Origin of the sequence: Enterobacter sp. CCUG 70166, assembly GCF_020224095.1 — a bacterium.
Taxonomy (GTDB): Bacteria; Pseudomonadota; Gammaproteobacteria; order Enterobacterales; family Enterobacteriaceae; genus Enterobacter; species Enterobacter intestinihominis.
Window position 1 is genome coordinate 131,140 of the sequence record NZ_NRIQ01000027.1, and the last position, 16,317, is coordinate 147,456.

Sequence of the window (16,317 nt, forward strand, 5' to 3'; positions counted from 1 at the left end):
TTTGTGAGGAGTTATAAACAGATGAGGGCGACTGAGACCATTTTTATTCACCTTTTCTGTGGATATAGTTGTGAAGAAGTATGGAATTACCGATGAACAACCTTGTGGCCCGGCGAATCGGCAATTTTCATCACTTAAAATAAATCATTTAAATTCATATAGTTAAACGTAAATTTAGGGTATCAAAGGCGATTAACGTGACGATCGTCACATCAAAGATCTTCCTGGTGATGAAAGATCGAACAGCGTCGGTTTTATCCACAGATTGTGCCAATAAGTTAGGCACAATTTGTGTGAAAATTCGATTTTCATCGCACGTCAAGGCTGTAAATTGAAACAGTAGTGGCGGTTATTCGCAGTTATCCCATTTTTCTGTGGATAACATGGTGTAAGATCCTGTTTATTGTCAGTGACCAGAATTGCACAACCTGTTTTTTAGCCATGGCGCGACGGGATACATTTCTAAAAAACATAATATAAATCATCCACATGGAATATGTACTCAGAAAAAAGTAAACTCTATCCACAAGGGATAAAATATCAGTTCATTTTTTAACCAAAAGGTTGTCAGCATGCATTCTCTCGCCCCACTGCTCTCTCCTCCCGTCAGTGAAGCCCAGTTGCTCCAGCAGGCACAACGTCTGGCAGGCTATGCACTGGGCGAGCTGGCCGTGATGGCGGGGTTGACGATACCCAACGATCTGAAGCGCGATAAAGGCTGGATCGGCGTGTTGCTTGAACGTTGGCTGGGCGCAAGCGCGGGCAGTAAACCCGAGCAAGATTTTGCGGCGCTGGGGGTGGAACTGAAGACGATCCCCATTGATAGCCTGGGGCGGCCACTGGAAACTACCTTTGTCTGCGTTGCGCCGCTAACGGGTAATAGCGGAGTGACATGGGAAACCAGCCACGTCAGGCATAAGCTGAAGCGGGTGTTGTGGGTACCCGTTGAGGGTGACAGGCAGATCCCGCTGGCAGAGCGTCGCGTTGGCGCCCCGCTGCTCTGGAGCCCGGATGAAGAAGAAGAGAGACAGCTTTCCCAGGACTGGGAAGAGCTGATGGACATGATTGTGCTGGGACAGGTTGAGCAGATCACCGCCCGGCATGGCGAAGTGCTGCAACTCCGTCCCAAAGCCGCCAACAGCAAAGCGCTCACTGAAGCGGTAGGTGCACAGGGCGAACCGATCCTGACGCTGCCGCGCGGCTTCTATCTTAAAAAGAATTTCACCGGTGCACTGCTGGCACGACACTTCCTGTTGAAAACATAGTTTTTTACCAATTTTGCGCTCCGGCTAACATAATCTCCTCCTTTTTAAGATTTCCCCCCTTTCACCTGTCGTAATATCAGGTTATTACTACACTATGATTTGATACGAGCCAGGTGAGGATGAGAACGATGAAAAAATGGGCAGTAATTATCTCAGCAGTCGGTTTAGCGTTTGCGGTATCGGGTTGTAGCAGCGACTATGTCATGTCAACGAAAGATGGTCGTATGATCCTGACCGATGGCAAACCCGAAGTCGACGACGATACCGGTCTGGTGAGTTACCGCGATCGCGAAGGCAATCAAATGCAAATTAATCGCGACGAAGTCTCCCAGATCATCGAGCGTTAAACAGATAAAGGTCAGTAGCTTGCTGGCCTTTTTGATTTTTTCCTTCCCCTTTTGCCTTCCCTCTGCCATGTTTATATTCCTTTGTCGGGAGGTTCCTGACGCGGTCTGTATGTCTAAAAAAGGAAACCGGCTATGCATTATCACCGTATCCCCCATAGCGCTCTGGAGATCAGCCAGCTGGGGTTAGGCACCATGACATTTGGTGAACAAAACAGCGAAGCCGATGCCCATGCACAACTCGATTACGCCGTCAGCCAGGGCATTAACCTGATTGACGTGGCGGAGATGTATCCAGTTCCTCCCCGCCCGGAAACTCAAGGTCTTACCGAAACGTATGTCGGCAACTGGCTGGCGAAACGCGGCAATCGCGAAAAGCTGGTCATCGCTTCTAAGGTTAGCGGCCCTTCCCGTAATAACGATGCCGGGATCCGCCCTAACCAGATCCTCGATCGCAAGAATATCCGTGCTGCGCTGGATGCCAGCCTCAAGCGCCTGCAAACCGACTATCTCGATCTTTATCAGGTGCACTGGCCGCAGCGTCCGACGAACTGCTTCGGTAAGCTTGGCTACACCTGGAACGAGAGTGCTCCGGCCGTCACCCTGCTGGAAACACTGGAGGCGCTTACGGAATGCCAGCGCGCGGGTAAGATCCGCTACATCGGCGTTTCCAACGAGACGGCGTTTGGCGTAATGCGCTATCTGCATCTGGCCGATAAACACGACCTGCCGCGGATCGTGACCATCCAGAACCCGTACAGCCTGCTGAACCGCAGTTATGAAGTGGGTCTCGCGGAAGTGACGCAGTACGAAGAGGTGGAGCTGCTCGCCTACTCTTGCCTGGGCTTCGGAACCCTGACGGGCAAATACCTGAACGGCGCGAAACCGGCTGGCGCGCGTAACACGCTTTTCAGCCGCTTCACCCGCTATAGCGGCGAGCAGACACAAAAAGCCGTGGCGGCCTATGTGGATATCGCGAAGCGTCACGGACTCGATCCGGCGCAGATGGCGCTGGCCTTCGTGCGTCGTCAGCCGTTTGTGGCAAGTACCCTGCTCGGCGCAACGACAATGGATCAGTTAAAAACCAATATTGAGAGTTTCCACCTGAACCTGAGTGAAGAGGTATTAGCGGAGATTGAAGCGGTGCATCAGGTTTATACCTACCCGGCACCGTAATAAAAGCAAAACGGCAACGTGCGTTGCCGTTTTTAGGGTTTTCACCCTCTCCCCGTGGGAGAGGGCCGGGGTGAGGGCATCAGGCCGCACAATTCAACGACGACGCTGCCAGACCCACAGCCCGGTAATCGCCAGCGCAAACAGTGCGCCAAACCCCACCCCGATTGCCACAACCGGCGCACCTGCTTTTACCGCCAGCGAGTAAATCCCCAGCATCAGCAGCATCGCCATGTTTTCGCCAAGGTTTTGCACCGCAATGGCGTTGCCAGCCCCGACGGTCTGCTTGCCGCGCTCCTGCAAAAGCGCGTTGAGCGGCACCACAAAGAAACCGCCTAATACGCCGATCAGTAACAACAGGGCATAGGCTGGCAATATGGCATGTTGCAGGGAGAAGAACAGAACGCCGACGCCGATCAGGATCCCTGCAGGCATGCAGCGCGCAACGGTTTCAAGCGTTACCAGTTTGGCCGCAGCCCCGGCCCCGACCACAATCCCGACGGCGACCATGGCATTCAGGTAGGTCGGCGTGGCGTTGTCTGTTATACCCAGCGCCACCGGCACCCACAGCACCAGCAGGAAACGCAGCGTAACGCCGGCCCCCCAGAACATGCTGGTGCCCATCAGCGAGAAGCGTGTTTCACCGTTACGCCACAGTACGCGGCAGGCGTTGAAGAAGCTGCCGGTCATTGGCCCGAAGCGCCAGGATTGTCCCGGACGCGCCACGGCCAGTTTGGGGATAAACAGGTTGGCGATCACCGCGCCACCGTACATCAGGGCACAGATGCCAAGCGCGGCGAGCACGTGCCAGTCTGCCAGCACGCCGCCCGCCACCGACCCCAGGAGAATAGCCGCAATGGTGGAGGACTCCATCAGGCCGTTGGCCTTCACCAGCTTATCGCCGGTGGTGAGCTCACCCAGAATGCCGTACTTCGCCGGGGAGTAAGCTGCCGCGCCAATGCCTACCAGCGTGTAGCCAACAAACGGGTTGATACCAAAGCAGATGCTTGCCGCGCCCAGAAGCTTAAGACTGTTGGCAAACATCATGACCCGACCTTTGGGGAAGCTGTCCGCCACCTGGCCAACAAACGGCGCAAATACAATGTAAGCACCCACAAACACCATCTGTAGGATCGGCTGGCTCCAGTCGGGATAAAACTCAGCTTTCAGCAACGCCAGCGTAGCAAACAGCAACGCGTTATCGCCGAACGCGGAAAGAAACTGGGCGGCGATAACCGCCATCATGCCTTTCGACCAGATTGAAGTGTTAGTGTGTACTGACTCACGCATTATGCTGTTCCGCCTCTTCAACCATGCCCTTCAGGGTCACAAAATCGGGTTTACCGCTGCCCAGCACCGGTAACTGTTTGAGGTAACGAATATCGCGGGGGACCGCCAGCTCGGGGATACCATGTTCGCGCGCATACCTGAGAAGCGCATCACGTTTCAGTTCACCGTCAGTAGTAAAGAGCACCAGCGCCTCGCCTTTACTGGCATCACTTTTCACCACGGTCGCATGCATTTTCTCCGCCGAGACTGCGGTCGCCAGCGTCTCGACCATTTCAAGAGAGACCATTTCCCCGGCGATCTTGGCGAAGCGTTTTGCACGTCCCTGGATCTGCACGAAGCCCTGATCGTCGAAGCGCACGATATCGCCCGTGTCGTACCAGCCCGTTTCAACCTCGCCATTGACGTTCTCGGCAGTCGGCGCCTCAAGCACGCCCGGGTTTTCCACACGCAGATAGCCGTTCATGACGTTCGGCCCTTTCAGCTGAAGACGTCCGCCGTCTTCAATACCCGGCACCGCCAGCAGACGCGCGTCCAGTCCCGGCAGAATACGGCCAACCGTTCCCGGTTTCGCCGCCATCGGAACGTTGATGGAGACCACCGGCGCGCACTCCGTCACGCCATAGCCTTCCAGAATCCGCAGGCCAAACTTGTCCTGCCAGATCTGGCGCGTACTGTCCTGGAGTTTTTCCGCCCCCGCCACCACGTAGCGCACGCGGAAGAAATCATACGGGTTGGCGAAGCGCGCGTAGTTTCCGAGGAAGGTGGACGTCCCGAACAGCACCGTGCAGTTACGGTCATAAACCAGCTCCGGCACAATGCGGTAGTGCAGCGGGCTTGGGTAGAGGAACACCTCGGCACCGGTCAGCAGCGGCGTAAAGAGACCCACGGTCAAACCAAATGAGTGGAACAGCGGCAGCGCCGACATAAAGCGATCGTTGGCGGTAAAGTCAGCGATGGTTTTAATCTGTTCGACGTTTGCCAGAATGCTTTTGTGGCTATGAACCACACCTTTCGGGTTGCCTTCAGAGCCGGAGGTAAAGAGGATAATGGCATCATCCTCCGGCTGCTGCTTAACCTGCGCCAGACGCGGCATCAGCAGGTGCGCGAAAATCCACAGCTTGTCGGCGGTCGTGACGTCTGCTTTCAGATCTTCCAGGAACACCCAGCGCACCTGCGTCAGCTGTTCCGGCAGGTGCCACAGCTTGCCTTTGTCCAGGAACTGGCGGGAGGTAAAGATGGTGTTGATTTGTGCTGCGGTAATCGCGCTGGAGAGCCCTTTCACGCCCGCCGTGTAGTTCATCATCGCCGGAATGCGGCCCCGGGAGACAGCACCAAAGATCACCGCCGCGCTGATACCCGCGTTTGGCAGCATCAGTCCGATCTTTTCGCCCTGTTTGCTGTACTTTTCCAGGATACGCCCGACAAACAGCGTTTTGGTCAACAGCTTACGGTAGGTATCCGGCGTAAAGTTGATGTCTTCGATGCAGTTTTTCTTCGCACCGTAGCGATACTGCGCCGACAGCAACGATTCATACAGCGTTTCGCGCGGGCGTACGGCCATGCGCGCTTCCATCATAATCTGGTGCAGCATTTCCCCGGCGATTTTACGGCGGTCACGCGCGCGCGGCGCCTCGGGCATCGGCAGTGACGTCGGCGGTAATATATGCAGCGTAATTTTCGGGAACAGACGCTGCTTCACCAGCCCTTTCAGACGGCTGAAAAAGGTCAGCTCAGCCCCGTCGATGCGTAGCGGCACGACGGTGGCCTGAGACTTCGCCGCGACAAAACCGGCCCCGTCGTAAATTTTCATCAGGGAGCCCGTCACTGAAATCCGCCCTTCCGGGAAGATAACCACCGGACGCCCCTGCCCAATCAGACGCACCAGATGTTTAATCATCATCGGTTTGGTAGGGTCGAGCGGGACAAAATCAATCAGCGGCCTGAGCCAGCGCATGTACCATTTTTCACTGATGGAGCTGTACACCGCAAAGACGGGCCGCACGGGCAAAAACAGCGCCAGCAATACGCCATCAAGAAAAGAGACGTGATTCGGTGTGATAAGAACACGCTCGCCATAGAGTGCCTGCGTATCGCCAGTCACGCGAATGCGAAACAGGATACGAAACAGTGTGCGGAAGAACCCAAAAAGCATTTCAACTCCCTTTGCCAGCCAGTGTGAAAGGTATAAATGGTGGCAGATTACACGAGAAGTAGTGAGGGAGCGATAGCAAAAACAGAGGCGAAAAAAAACCTGCGCATCCGCGCAGGTTGGTGCAAGTGAAGAGTACGAAAACGTACCAGGAATTCTCACCAATCAATACCTCTGGGATCTTGATTGTGGCCTCCGGCGACAGACTTCGCCAGCAGGAAAACGCAAGGGAATGAGCCGAAGTGCAACCAGGTGTGAATAATCTCTTTTGCTGTTACAGGTTGAACTTACAGGCAAAAAAAAACCTGCGTAAAACGCAGGTTGGTGTAAATCGTGTTAATCAACCGAAGTTGATTCCACCTATCAATACCTCTGGGATCTCGACTCTAGCAATTCACAACGCATCGTTGCCAACGGACAATCGCAACAGCCTGAGGCAAAGTGTAACTAAAGGTTCAGATTGACATTATTCAGACATGACTGGCCGTGTAACGATTACACCGCGAGGGATGTTCTGCTTCACGTTTGCAGAGGACGCTCACCCGCTCCCCTTGAATGCGCGCCGCTTTTCCGCAACACTAGTTAGTGTGTAAACGCTTACCCCTATAAGAAGGTATTGAATGGCGACAATTAAGGATGTGGCTCGTCTGGCCGGTGTTTCCGTCGCGACCGTCTCCCGCGTGATCAACAACTCCCCTAAAGCGAGTGATGCATCACGCCAGGCCGTGCAGGACGCCATGGAAAACCTGAATTATCACCCTAACGCCAACGCACGCGCCCTTGCCCAACAGTCGACAGAAACCATCGGGCTTGTGGTCGGGGATGTATCCGATCCGTTTTTCGGTGCGATGGTCAAAGCCGTAGAACAAGTTTCTTATCACACCGGTAATTTCCTGCTGATTGGTAATGGCTACCACAATGAACAGAAAGAACGCCAGGCCATTGAGCAGTTGATCCGTCATCGCTGTGCGGCGCTGGTGGTCCATGCCAAAATGATCCCCGACGCCGAGCTGATCCATCTGATGAAACAGATGCCGGGGATGGTGATTATCAACCGTATTATTCCCGGATTTGAAACCCGCTGCGTGGCGCTCGACGACCGTTACGGCGCATGGCTCGCAACCCGTCACCTGATCCAGCAGGGCCATACCCGAATTGGTTATCTGTGCTCCAACCACCCAATTTCCGATGCGGAAGATCGCCTTCAGGGCTATTACGACGCGCTGCGCGAAGCCGGTCTGCCGTGCAACGATCGTCTTGTGGCGTACGGAGAACCGGATGAGAGTGGCGGCGAGCAGGCGATGACGGAGCTGCTGGGCCGCGGGCGGAATTTCACCGCCGTGGCCAGCTATAACGACTCCATGGCCGCCGGCGCGATGGGCGTGCTGAATGATAACGGAATCGACGTCCCGGCAGAAATTTCGCTGATTGGCTTTGATGATGTGCTGGTGTCGCGCTACGTGCGCCCTCGCCTGACCACCGTGCGCTACCCGATTGTGACCATGGCAACGCAGGCGGCAGAACTGGCGTTAGCGCTGGCCGAGCATCGCCCGCCACCGGAAATTACCCACCTGTTCAGCCCAACCTTAGTGCGCCGTCACTCGGTGGTATCGCCCGCGGAAGCCGTGAGCGAACAGCGATAGAGATGGACGGTTTTATCCGGGTATTCCAGCGCATCACCGATGTAGTGCCAGCCGTAACGTTCGTAGAAGTCGCGGCAGGCAGACCAGAGGTGGAGCTCGTGATACCCGGCGCGTCGCGCGTAGCCGATAACATGCTGCTGAAGTTTTCCCGCCAGCCCGTTTCCCCGCGCGGCTTCATCGACATACAGCGCAGCCAGCCAGGGATGAAGATCCTGCCGGGAAATTAAATCGCAACGCCACAACCCAACGGTGCCCAGCAGCTGGTCATCCTCAACGGCAATAAAGGTGAGCGGTAACTCGCCCGGCGTCAGGCTGTGCTCGACAATGCTCTGGAAAAAGGCACGCGGCATACCTTCACCAAACGCGTTCCAGATCCAGTCGATCACCTGCTGTGTAAACTGCGGCGCAGCGTGAAGCGGCAGTATATTCACACCAGCTTCCCCTGGAAAAGAGGGACCGATTCGAAGAGATAGCCGTCAAAATCGGGCGCGTCTTCGTCTGACAGCTCAAGCAGGCTCTTTTTAACGTTCTCAAGATGCTGGAACATCGCCTGCCACGCCCCCATCACGTCGCGGCGGCGGAGCGCAGCGAGAATGGTTTGCCTGTCTCCGAGCCACTTCAGGCGCCAGGCGCGGCTGGCGATATGGCCATTGAACTGCTGCCACAGCGGACTGCTGTCCATGTGATGCCAGACACTCTCAACCGTCGCCAGCAGCATCTGGTTTTGTGTGGCCCCAGCCAGCACCAGGTGGAACATTTTGTTGTTGTCCTGGCTGCGATCGTCGACGGCAATCGCCCGTTGCTCTTGCTCGATAATGCGGCGCAGGTTGTCGATGTCCGCCCGTGTCGCCATTTTTGCGGCAAAGGCAGCGATGTTGCTTTCAAGCAGTTGACGCGCCTGGAGAATTTCAAACGGCCCAACGTCACTGTTCAGAAAACGCTCTTCCTCGTTTTCATGCTCTTCCGGAATGCGCATCACGTACACGCCAGACCCCTGGCGAATATCCACCGTCCCCTGAAGCTCAAGCATCAGCAGCGCCTCGCGCACGATAGTGCGGCTGACGCCATACGTCTCGGCGATGTTGCGCTCCGGCGGCAGACGCGATCCCACGGGATAATGCCCCTGGATAATCTGCGCCCGTAAATCCTCGCCAATCTCCTGGTACTGTTTTTTTTCCGGCAGGATGACAGCCTTATCCACGTTTTCACCTGTGTTTTTCAGTTAATGCGCGGGCCGGACGTCCTCCCGGCCAGTTTGTGCGCTATTTTACCAGAAGGCTTACTTCCATTCATCGTCTACCCTGAGCGTCAGCACACGCTCATCGCGCAGCTGGCGGAACCAGGACGCTGATTTCTTTGCCCGCCGTGCGCGTTGATTTTCAAGGTCGATCTCAATCAGCCCGTAGCGGTTTTTAAACGCGTTCATCGGGGAGACATTGTCGGTGAAGGCCCACAGCATATAACCGTGACAGTTCGCCCCCGCCTCCCGCGCCAGCAGCGTGTAGTAGAGATGTTCGCTGATAAACGCGATGCGGTACGTGTCGTCAATGACGCCGTCACGATTGCGATACTGCGCTTCGTTCTCCACGCCCATCCCGCTTTCCGCCACAAACCAGTCAATGTTGCGATAGTCGTTTTTAATCCGCATCGCCATGTCGTAAATAATGCGCGGAAAGATCTCCCAGCCGCGAGAGGTGTTCATTCGCCGTCCGGGCAGCTCAAACGGCTCGTAGTAGTACGCCGGATGGAACGGCGTCTTCGGGTGCCAGCCGCGGGACGGGGCTTTGACGCGATGCGGGTAATAGAGGTTAATGCCCAGCTCATCGACGGTGTTGTCGGCAATCAGCGCCAGCTCGTCAGCCGTGTAGTCCCACTGCACCTGATGCTGCGCCAGCAGGGTAAAGAGCGCCTGCGGATAGCGCCCGTGCACCAGCGGGTCGAGAAAGACACGGTTGTAGAACAGATCGTACATCTCTGCCGCTCGCACGTCATGCGGCGCGCGGGAGCGCGGATAGGTCACTTCCGGGTTAAGAATACAGCCCACCGTGCCGTCATAACCTTTCTCGCGAAACAGCTTCACCACTTTCGCCGTCGCCAGCACCTTATGGTGGTTCCACTGCATCCAGGTGCTGATGCTCTGCTCATAGGGCCAGCGCAGCGCGTCAAGGTAGACGCGCGTCTGGACCACAATCGGTTCGTTGAAGGTAAACCAGCGGGTGACTTTGCCGTGAAAGCGCTCAAATACCTTTTCCGCATAGCGAACGAACAGCTCGACGACGTGCTTTGACGCCCAGCCGCCGTAGGTCTCCAGCAGCACGCCCGGCAATTCGTAGTGTTCCAGGCAGATCATCGGCTCAATGCCCTGACGGTGCATTTCATCGAACAGCGCGTCGTAATACGCGGCGTACTCTTCATCTACCGTCGCATTTTCATAGTCGGTTAAAAAGCGCGACCAGTTGATCGAGGTGCGATAGTGCGTCAGTCCCGCCTGCTTCATCAGCGCTACATCTTCGCGGAAGCGATTGATAAAGTCGGTTGCCACCGCCGGACCATAGCCGTTGTGCCAGACGTGACGATCGTTCATGTACCAGAGATCGATCCACGAATCCTGCCCCGGCTTTTTGCCGCTCCAGCCCTCGGTCTGCCAGGCCGATGCCGCCGCACCCAGAATAAAATCTTGCGGTATGGCTATCTGTTTTGTGCTCATCGTATCCTCATGCGTTATCGGTGGCTTGTTGCAGTGCGGCCTGCTCTGCGCGGCGTGAAGCAATTTTCACAAACGGCAGATAGATAATCACCGCGGTCACGATGCAGATAAACTGGGTGATGACCGCCCCCATGGAGCCCGCCGTTGACAGCCAGGCGTTGATCAGCGGCGGCGTGGTCCAGGGCACCATCACCACGGCTTTCCCGGCAAATCCGGTCACGGTAGCAAAGTAGCCAATCGAGCCCGTCACCAGCGGCGTGATGATGAAGGGGATAGCCAGGATCGGGTTGAGCATGATTGGCATACCGAAGATCACCGGCTCATTGATATTAAAAATACCCGGCCCGATGGAGAGCTTGGCTATCTCCTTCATCTCTTTACGTTTGGTGGCAATCATGACGGCTATCAGCAGGCCGATGGTCAGGCCGGAGCCGCCGATGCTCATATAGACGTCCCAGAACGGCATGGTGATGATGTTTGGCACCTCTTTGCCCTGCTCGAACGCGCTCATGTTAACGGTGATTGCCCCCAGCAGCAGCGGCTCGCGGATCGGCTTGATCATCTGGTTGCCGTGAATACCAATCACCCAGAACAGCTGGGCGACAAACATCAGCAGAAGGATCCCCGGCAGGCTTTGCACCACGCGCTCCAGCGGCTGTTGCACCACCTGGTATACCGCGTCGTAGAGATACATGCCGGTAATCTGATGAAACACGAAGCCAAAGGTGGCGATGGCGGTGGTGGTGATAATGGCCGGGATCAGCGCAGAGAACGACGCGGCAACGTTCGGCGGCACCGTGTCCGGCATCCTGATTTTCAGCCCCTTGCGGTTTTCCAGCCAGCAGTAGATCTCCACCGACAGGATGGCGATAAACATACCGAGGAACAGGCTGCGGGTATCTGAGAACTGGCGCAGCAGCACATCTTTCACCACGTGCATCTCACCGTCCACCAGCATTTCCACCGTGGTCGGCGTCACGCAGATAAAGCAGATCACCGCCAGCAGGCCGGGGAACAGGGACTTAATGCCGTTAATACGCCCCAGCTCAATGCCGATTAAAAACACCGCGCCGATGTTGAGAAAGTTCAGCGTGGCGTAGTTGAGCGCGCTGGTGATCGGCTTTAAGGCCGCGAGAAACGACAGCGACTGAAAGCTCGCCAGACCGTTTTTCGGATCCAGCACCATATTGGAGATCAATACCGAGAACGCCCCCACTATGATGACTGGCATTAAGGTAATAAACGCAGACTTGATCGCCTGGATATAGCGATAGCTGTTGAAGGTAGTGGCAAAACTGCCCAGAGCGTCGATCAGTTTTTCCTGAAATGCCATAGGGTAATACCTCAGTAAAAGGGCTTTTATTGAATAAGGTGTACAGCCGGATACTATTGGTATGCCAAAAATAGCGTCCACAGGCGATTTGTTCTGTGATTAAGCTCCCAACGCCGTTAGAGGTATTCCAGATTATGATTTATCACCATTTTGGTATACCAATGACAGGCATTTATTCCGCGGGCGAGGATCGTTACTGAAAAGCGTGATCGTTATGGGGTTTTGTCCTTCCCACGTCGCTTATGCGCCGGATGGTCTGTGTTAAACTGCAAACCATTACGTGGAAACAGGAATTTCGAATGGCAACAATGCTGGATGTCTCACTGCGTGCGGGCGTGTCGAAGGCCACCGTTTCGCGCGTGCTGAACGGCACAGGTCAGGTTAAAGAGAGCACGCGCCAGCAGGTATTTCGCGCGATGGAGGAGCTGGGCTATCGTCCGAACTTTCTCGCGCGCTCGCTGGCTAACCAGACCAGCAACAGCATCGGTCTGGTCGTCTCGACGTTCGACGGTTTTTACTTTGGTCGTTTGCTACAGCAGGCGTCACGGCAGACCGAAACGCACGGTAAACAGCTGATTGTTACCGACGGTCACGATGCCCCTGAACAGGAAGAACTGGCGGTGCAGATGCTCGCCGACCGCAAGTGCGACGCCATCGTGCTGTACACGCGCTACATGAGCGAAAAGACGATCCTGAAGCTGATCAACAGCGTGCAGACGCCGCTGGTAATCATTAACCGTGAAGTGAGCCAGGCGGCGGATCGCTGCGTCTTCTTTGAACAGCAGGACGCAGCCTTCAAAGCGGTGGATTACCTGATAAGCCAGGGCCATCGGGAGATCGCCTGTATCACCGTCCCGATCCACACCCCAACGGGTAAAGCGCGGCTGATGGGCTACCGTAAGGCGCTGGAGAAGCACGGTATTCGTCTTGACGAGCGGCGGATTAAATACGGCGATGCAGGCATGACGCGGGGTTACGAGCTGTGCAAGGAGCTGATTGCGGAAAAGACATCGTTCAGCGCCCTGTTTGCCTGTAACGATGACATGGCCCTGGGCGCCTCCAAAGCATTACACCAGGCCGGGCTGAAGATCCCGCAGGATATTTCGCTGTTTGGTTTTGACGATGCCCCCAGCGCAAAGTGGCTGGAGCCTGCCCTGTCGTCGGTGTATTTGCCGATCGACAACATGATCGTCACGGCGATCGACCAGGCGATCCGGCTGGCAAAAAACCAGCCGGTTGAAGCGATCCCACCGTTCACCGGCACGCTGGTATTACGCGATTCCGTGACAACAGGCCCCTGGTTTAATCAGACCAGCTCTAACGCCAGCAGCTCCTGAATGGTCTGGCGACGGCGAATCAGCCGCGCCACGCCGTTATCAAACAGCACTTCCGGCAGCAGCGGACGGCTATTGTAGTTCGAAGACATAGATGCCCCGTACGCACCGGTATCATGCAGCACCAGATAATCTCCCGGTTTTACCTCTGGCAGCGAACGGGTTTCGACTTTCCCGCCTTCCTGCTGAGTAAAGACGTCACCGGATTCACACAGCGGGCCGGCAACAACGGTCTCGATGCGCGGGGCGTTGACCAGCTCGCGGCCATCGGCGGCAAGCGCGGTGATGTGATGATAGCTGCCGTACATGGACGGGCGCATCAGGTCGTTGAAGCCAGCATCAATCAGCACAAAGTGACGGCTTCCCATCTCCTTCACGCTCCGCACCTGCGCCACCAGCACGCCAGCTTCGGCGACCAGGAAACGACCCGGCTCAATCTCCAGCTTCACCGCATGGCCCAGATGAGCGGCGATGCTGTCACGCGCGGCGCTCCACAGGCCGTAATAGTGATCCGTGTCGATCGCCTCCTCCCCTTCGCGGTAAGGGATCGAAAGCCCTCCCCCGGCGGAGATCGCCTCCAGATCCTGACCAAAATCGATAACCTGACGCACCATCGCGCCACAGACCTGCTCAAGATGGCCATAATCCACGCCGGATCCGATATGCATGTGAATACCCACCAGCTTAAGGTTGTAACGTTGTAAAACCTCCAGCGCCGCAGGCATATCGGCATACCAAATCCCGTGCTTGCTGTTTTCGCCCCCGGTGTTGGTTTTCTGACTGTGACCGTGACCAAAGCCCGGGTTGATGCGCAGCCAGACGCGATGGCCCGGGGAAACCTGCCCAAGCTGTTCCAGCATATCCACCGAACCGGCATTCACCGGGATTTGCAGCTCGTGCACGCGCGCCAGCGTGGCGTCGTCTATCAGGTCAGCGGTGAAGACGATCGCGTCGCTATCGGCCTTTGGATCAAACCCGGCCGCCAGCGCACGTTCGATTTCACCCAGCGATACGGAGTCAACCTTCACGCCCTGCTCGCGCATCAGGCGCAGAATATGAATATTGGAGCAGGCCTTCTGCGCAAAACGCACCACGTCAAACTGATGCAGCGCGGCGATTTTCTCGCGAACAATCTGCGCATCGTAGACCCACACCGGACAGCCGAATTCGGCAGGCAGGCGCAGCAGGTTATCGGCGTTTAAATCGGTTTCGGTCTGGTTGAGCGGGCGTGGCATGGTCGTCTCCGGTATTCTGTTTTTTATCATTACGCCACAGCCTGAAGAGAATAAAAAATATCGTTTTATCGTGAGTCTATGCAAAAATGATATGGACCACGCTCAGCCATCAGGTGCCCTATGCCCGCCGTTAACCTACGCCATATCGAGATTTTTCATGCGGTGATGACCACCGGCAATCTCACTGAAGCCGCGCAGATGCTGCACACCTCGCAGCCGACGGTCAGCCGCGAGCTGGCGCGTTTTGAGAAAGTGCTGGGGCTGAAGCTGTTTGAACGCACCCGCGGCAGGCTGCATCCAACGGTGCAGGGTTTACGTCTTTTTGAGGAGGTTCAGCGCTCCTGGTACGGGCTGGACAGGATCGTGAGCGCGGCGGAGAGCCTGAGGGAGTTTCGCCAGGGCGAGCTGTCCATCGTCTGCCTGCCGGTCTTTTCTCAGTCGTTCCTGCCGGTACTGCTACAGCCGTTTCTGGCCCGCTATCCGGAAGTCAGCCTGACCATCGTGCCGCAGGAGTCGCCGCTGCTGGAGGAGTGGCTTTCGGCCCAGCGCCACGATCTGGGTCTGACCGAAACCCTCGTCACGCCAGCGGGAACGGAACGCACGGAGCTGCTCTCGCTGGATGAGGTCTGCGTGCTACCTGCCAGCCACCCGCTTGCTTTCAAAGCAGTTCTGACCCCGGCAGATTTTCACGGTGAGAACTATATCAGCCTGTCGCAGACCGACAGCTACCGGCAGCTTCTGGATGGCCTGTTTGCCGAACATCAGGTGAAGCGGCGGATGGTGATGGAAACGCACAGTGCGGCATCAATTTGCGCGATGGTGCGCGCGGGCGTGGGTATTTCGGTGGTGAACCCGCTCACGGCTATGGACTACGCCAGCAGCGGCGTGGTTCTGCGCCGTTTTAGCGTTTCCGTTCCCTTTACGGTAAGCCTGATCCGCCCGCTGCACCGGCCCGCCTCAGCGCTGGTTGATGCCTTTAGTGAACACCTGATTGCGCACGCGCGTCAGGTGGCGCTTCGCTTACCTGACCTGCAAAAACCTTTATGACAGCATAAACTCCACCGCATCCGCGGCATGGATGGCGGCGGTATCAAAGACCGGTATCGGGCTTTGGTCTGCCGGCACCAGCAGGCCAATTTCGGTACAGCCGAAGATGACTCCTTCCGCCCCCTGCTGCGCCAGTTTCTCAATCACGCTGACGTACCAGGCGCGCGAAGTTTCGCTGAAGGTGCCGAGGCACAGTTCATCAAAAATAATCTGATTAATGCGCGCCCGGTCTGCCTCCTCCGGGATCAGGCTTTCAATCCCGAACTGGCTACTCAGCCGCCCGCGGTAAAAATCCTGCTCCATGGTGTAGCGCGTCCCCAGCAGCGCCACGCGCGTCATGCCGGCGGCACGTATGGCACGCCCGGTGGCATCCGCGATATGTAAGAACGGCAGAGAACAGCGGTCTTCAATATGCGACGCCACCTTATGCATGGTGTTGGTACACAGCAGAATACCCTGCGCGCCCGCACGCTCCAGGCCAAGTGCGGCGTCCGCCAGCATTTGCCCGGCTTTGTCCCACTCCCCGCTCGACTGGCAGGCTTCTATTTCATGGAAATCCACGCTGTGCAGCAGCAGGCTGGCCGAATGCAGACCGCCCAGACGCTGTTTGACGCCTTCATTAATCAGGCGGTAGTACGGGATCGTTGATTCCCAGCTCATGCCCCCTAACAGACCGATCGTTTTCATCTTTCCTCCTGTACGTTTCACCCAGTGAAGCAAACTTGTGATCGCCTTTCCAGTTATTTGGCTAAACGTTTTCTTTTCGCTGCGGCTGAGATAAGTTAAATGAAACAATG

14 protein-coding genes are annotated in these 16,317 nt (G+C 56.3%); 6 read left to right on the forward strand and 8 right to left on the reverse strand.

Annotation, left to right across the window (positions count from 1 at the left end):
- The first annotated feature begins 572 nt into the window (after positions 1-572).
- The 3 genes from mutH to CKK19_RS11935 all read left to right on the forward strand — a co-directional run bounded on the left by mutH (position 573) and on the right by CKK19_RS11935 (position 2,785).
- A complete protein-coding gene (gene mutH, locus CKK19_RS11925; RefSeq protein ID WP_022649239.1) occupies positions 573-1,265 on the forward strand; it encodes a DNA mismatch repair endonuclease MutH in 693 nt (230 codons plus the stop codon).
- A gap of 128 nt (positions 1,266-1,393) precedes the next feature.
- On the forward strand, positions 1,394-1,612 hold the full coding sequence (locus CKK19_RS11930) for a YgdI/YgdR family lipoprotein (protein ID WP_003862794.1): 219 nt from the start codon (positions 1,394-1,396) through the stop codon (positions 1,610-1,612).
- Between the two features lie 132 nt (positions 1,613-1,744).
- Positions 1,745-2,785, forward strand: a complete 1,041-nt coding sequence (locus CKK19_RS11935; RefSeq protein ID WP_015571754.1) for an NADP(H)-dependent aldo-keto reductase — start codon at positions 1,745-1,747, stop codon at positions 2,783-2,785.
- Positions 2,786-2,878: 93 nt separating this feature from the next.
- On the opposite strand, the gene lplT is transcribed toward CKK19_RS11935, so the two are convergent.
- Entirely contained in the window at positions 2,879-4,072 is a 1,194-nt protein-coding gene (gene lplT / locus CKK19_RS11940; protein WP_022649240.1) for a lysophospholipid transporter LplT, read from the reverse strand.
- Positions 4,065-6,224 (reverse strand): bifunctional acyl-ACP--phospholipid O-acyltransferase/long-chain-fatty-acid--ACP ligase, encoded by a 2,160-nt coding sequence (gene aas, locus CKK19_RS11945; RefSeq protein ID WP_063853201.1) that lies wholly within the window; start codon positions 6,222-6,224, stop codon positions 4,065-4,067. Before aas ends, lplT begins: the two co-directional genes overlap by 8 nt.
- Positions 6,225-6,841: 617 nt before the next feature.
- On the opposite strand from aas, the gene galR reads away from it, so the two are divergent.
- Entirely contained in the window at positions 6,842-7,864 is a 1,023-nt protein-coding gene (gene galR / locus CKK19_RS11950) for an HTH-type transcriptional regulator GalR (RefSeq protein ID WP_003862806.1), read from the forward strand.
- Here galR and CKK19_RS11955 read toward each other — a convergent pair.
- The 4 genes from CKK19_RS11955 to CKK19_RS11970 all read right to left on the reverse strand — a co-directional run bounded on the left by CKK19_RS11955 (position 7,819) and on the right by CKK19_RS11970 (position 11,904).
- Positions 7,819-8,295 carry a GNAT family N-acetyltransferase gene (locus CKK19_RS11955; protein ID WP_023306858.1) on the reverse strand — a complete coding sequence of 159 codons (477 nt, stop codon included), beginning with the start codon at positions 8,293-8,295 and terminating at the stop codon, positions 7,819-7,821. The two genes, galR and CKK19_RS11955, sit on opposite strands and share 46 nt — an antisense overlap.
- Positions 8,292-9,065, reverse strand: a complete 774-nt coding sequence (locus CKK19_RS11960) for a GntR family transcriptional regulator (protein WP_022649243.1) — start codon at positions 9,063-9,065, stop codon at positions 8,292-8,294. The genes CKK19_RS11955 and CKK19_RS11960 overlap by 4 nt, the downstream gene beginning before the upstream one ends.
- A gap of 78 nt (positions 9,066-9,143) precedes the next feature.
- The gene (locus tag CKK19_RS11965) at positions 9,144-10,571 is read right to left on the reverse strand and encodes a glycoside hydrolase family 1 protein (protein WP_063853202.1); all 1,428 of its coding nucleotides are present in this window, start codon (positions 10,569-10,571) and stop codon (positions 9,144-9,146) included.
- Positions 10,572-10,578: 7 nt separating this feature from the next.
- The gene (locus CKK19_RS11970; protein ID WP_003862812.1) at positions 10,579-11,904 is read right to left on the reverse strand and encodes a PTS sugar transporter subunit IIC; all 1,326 of its coding nucleotides are present in this window, start codon (positions 11,902-11,904) and stop codon (positions 10,579-10,581) included.
- A gap of 299 nt (positions 11,905-12,203) precedes the next feature.
- Here CKK19_RS11970 and CKK19_RS11975 point away from each other — a divergent pair, with 299 nt between their 5' ends.
- Complete coding sequence (locus CKK19_RS11975) at positions 12,204-13,241, forward strand: LacI family DNA-binding transcriptional regulator (protein WP_023298518.1); 1,038 nt, start codon at positions 12,204-12,206, stop codon at positions 13,239-13,241.
- Here the strand turns inward: CKK19_RS11975 and lysA are convergent.
- Complete coding sequence (gene lysA, locus CKK19_RS11980; protein ID WP_045308821.1) at positions 13,211-14,473, reverse strand: diaminopimelate decarboxylase; 1,263 nt, start codon at positions 14,471-14,473, stop codon at positions 13,211-13,213. The genes CKK19_RS11975 and lysA overlap by 31 nt on opposite strands.
- 120 nt (positions 14,474-14,593) lie before the next feature.
- On the opposite strand from lysA, the gene CKK19_RS11985 reads away from it, so the two are divergent.
- Entirely contained in the window at positions 14,594-15,520 is a 927-nt protein-coding gene (locus CKK19_RS11985; RefSeq protein WP_022649247.1) for a LysR family transcriptional regulator, read from the forward strand.
- Here CKK19_RS11985 and CKK19_RS11990 read toward each other — a convergent pair.
- A complete protein-coding gene (locus tag CKK19_RS11990) occupies positions 15,515-16,207 on the reverse strand; it encodes an aspartate/glutamate racemase (RefSeq protein ID WP_062933179.1) in 693 nt (230 codons plus the stop codon). The two genes, CKK19_RS11985 and CKK19_RS11990, sit on opposite strands and share 6 nt — an antisense overlap.
- Positions 16,208-16,317: the final 110 nt, after the last annotated feature.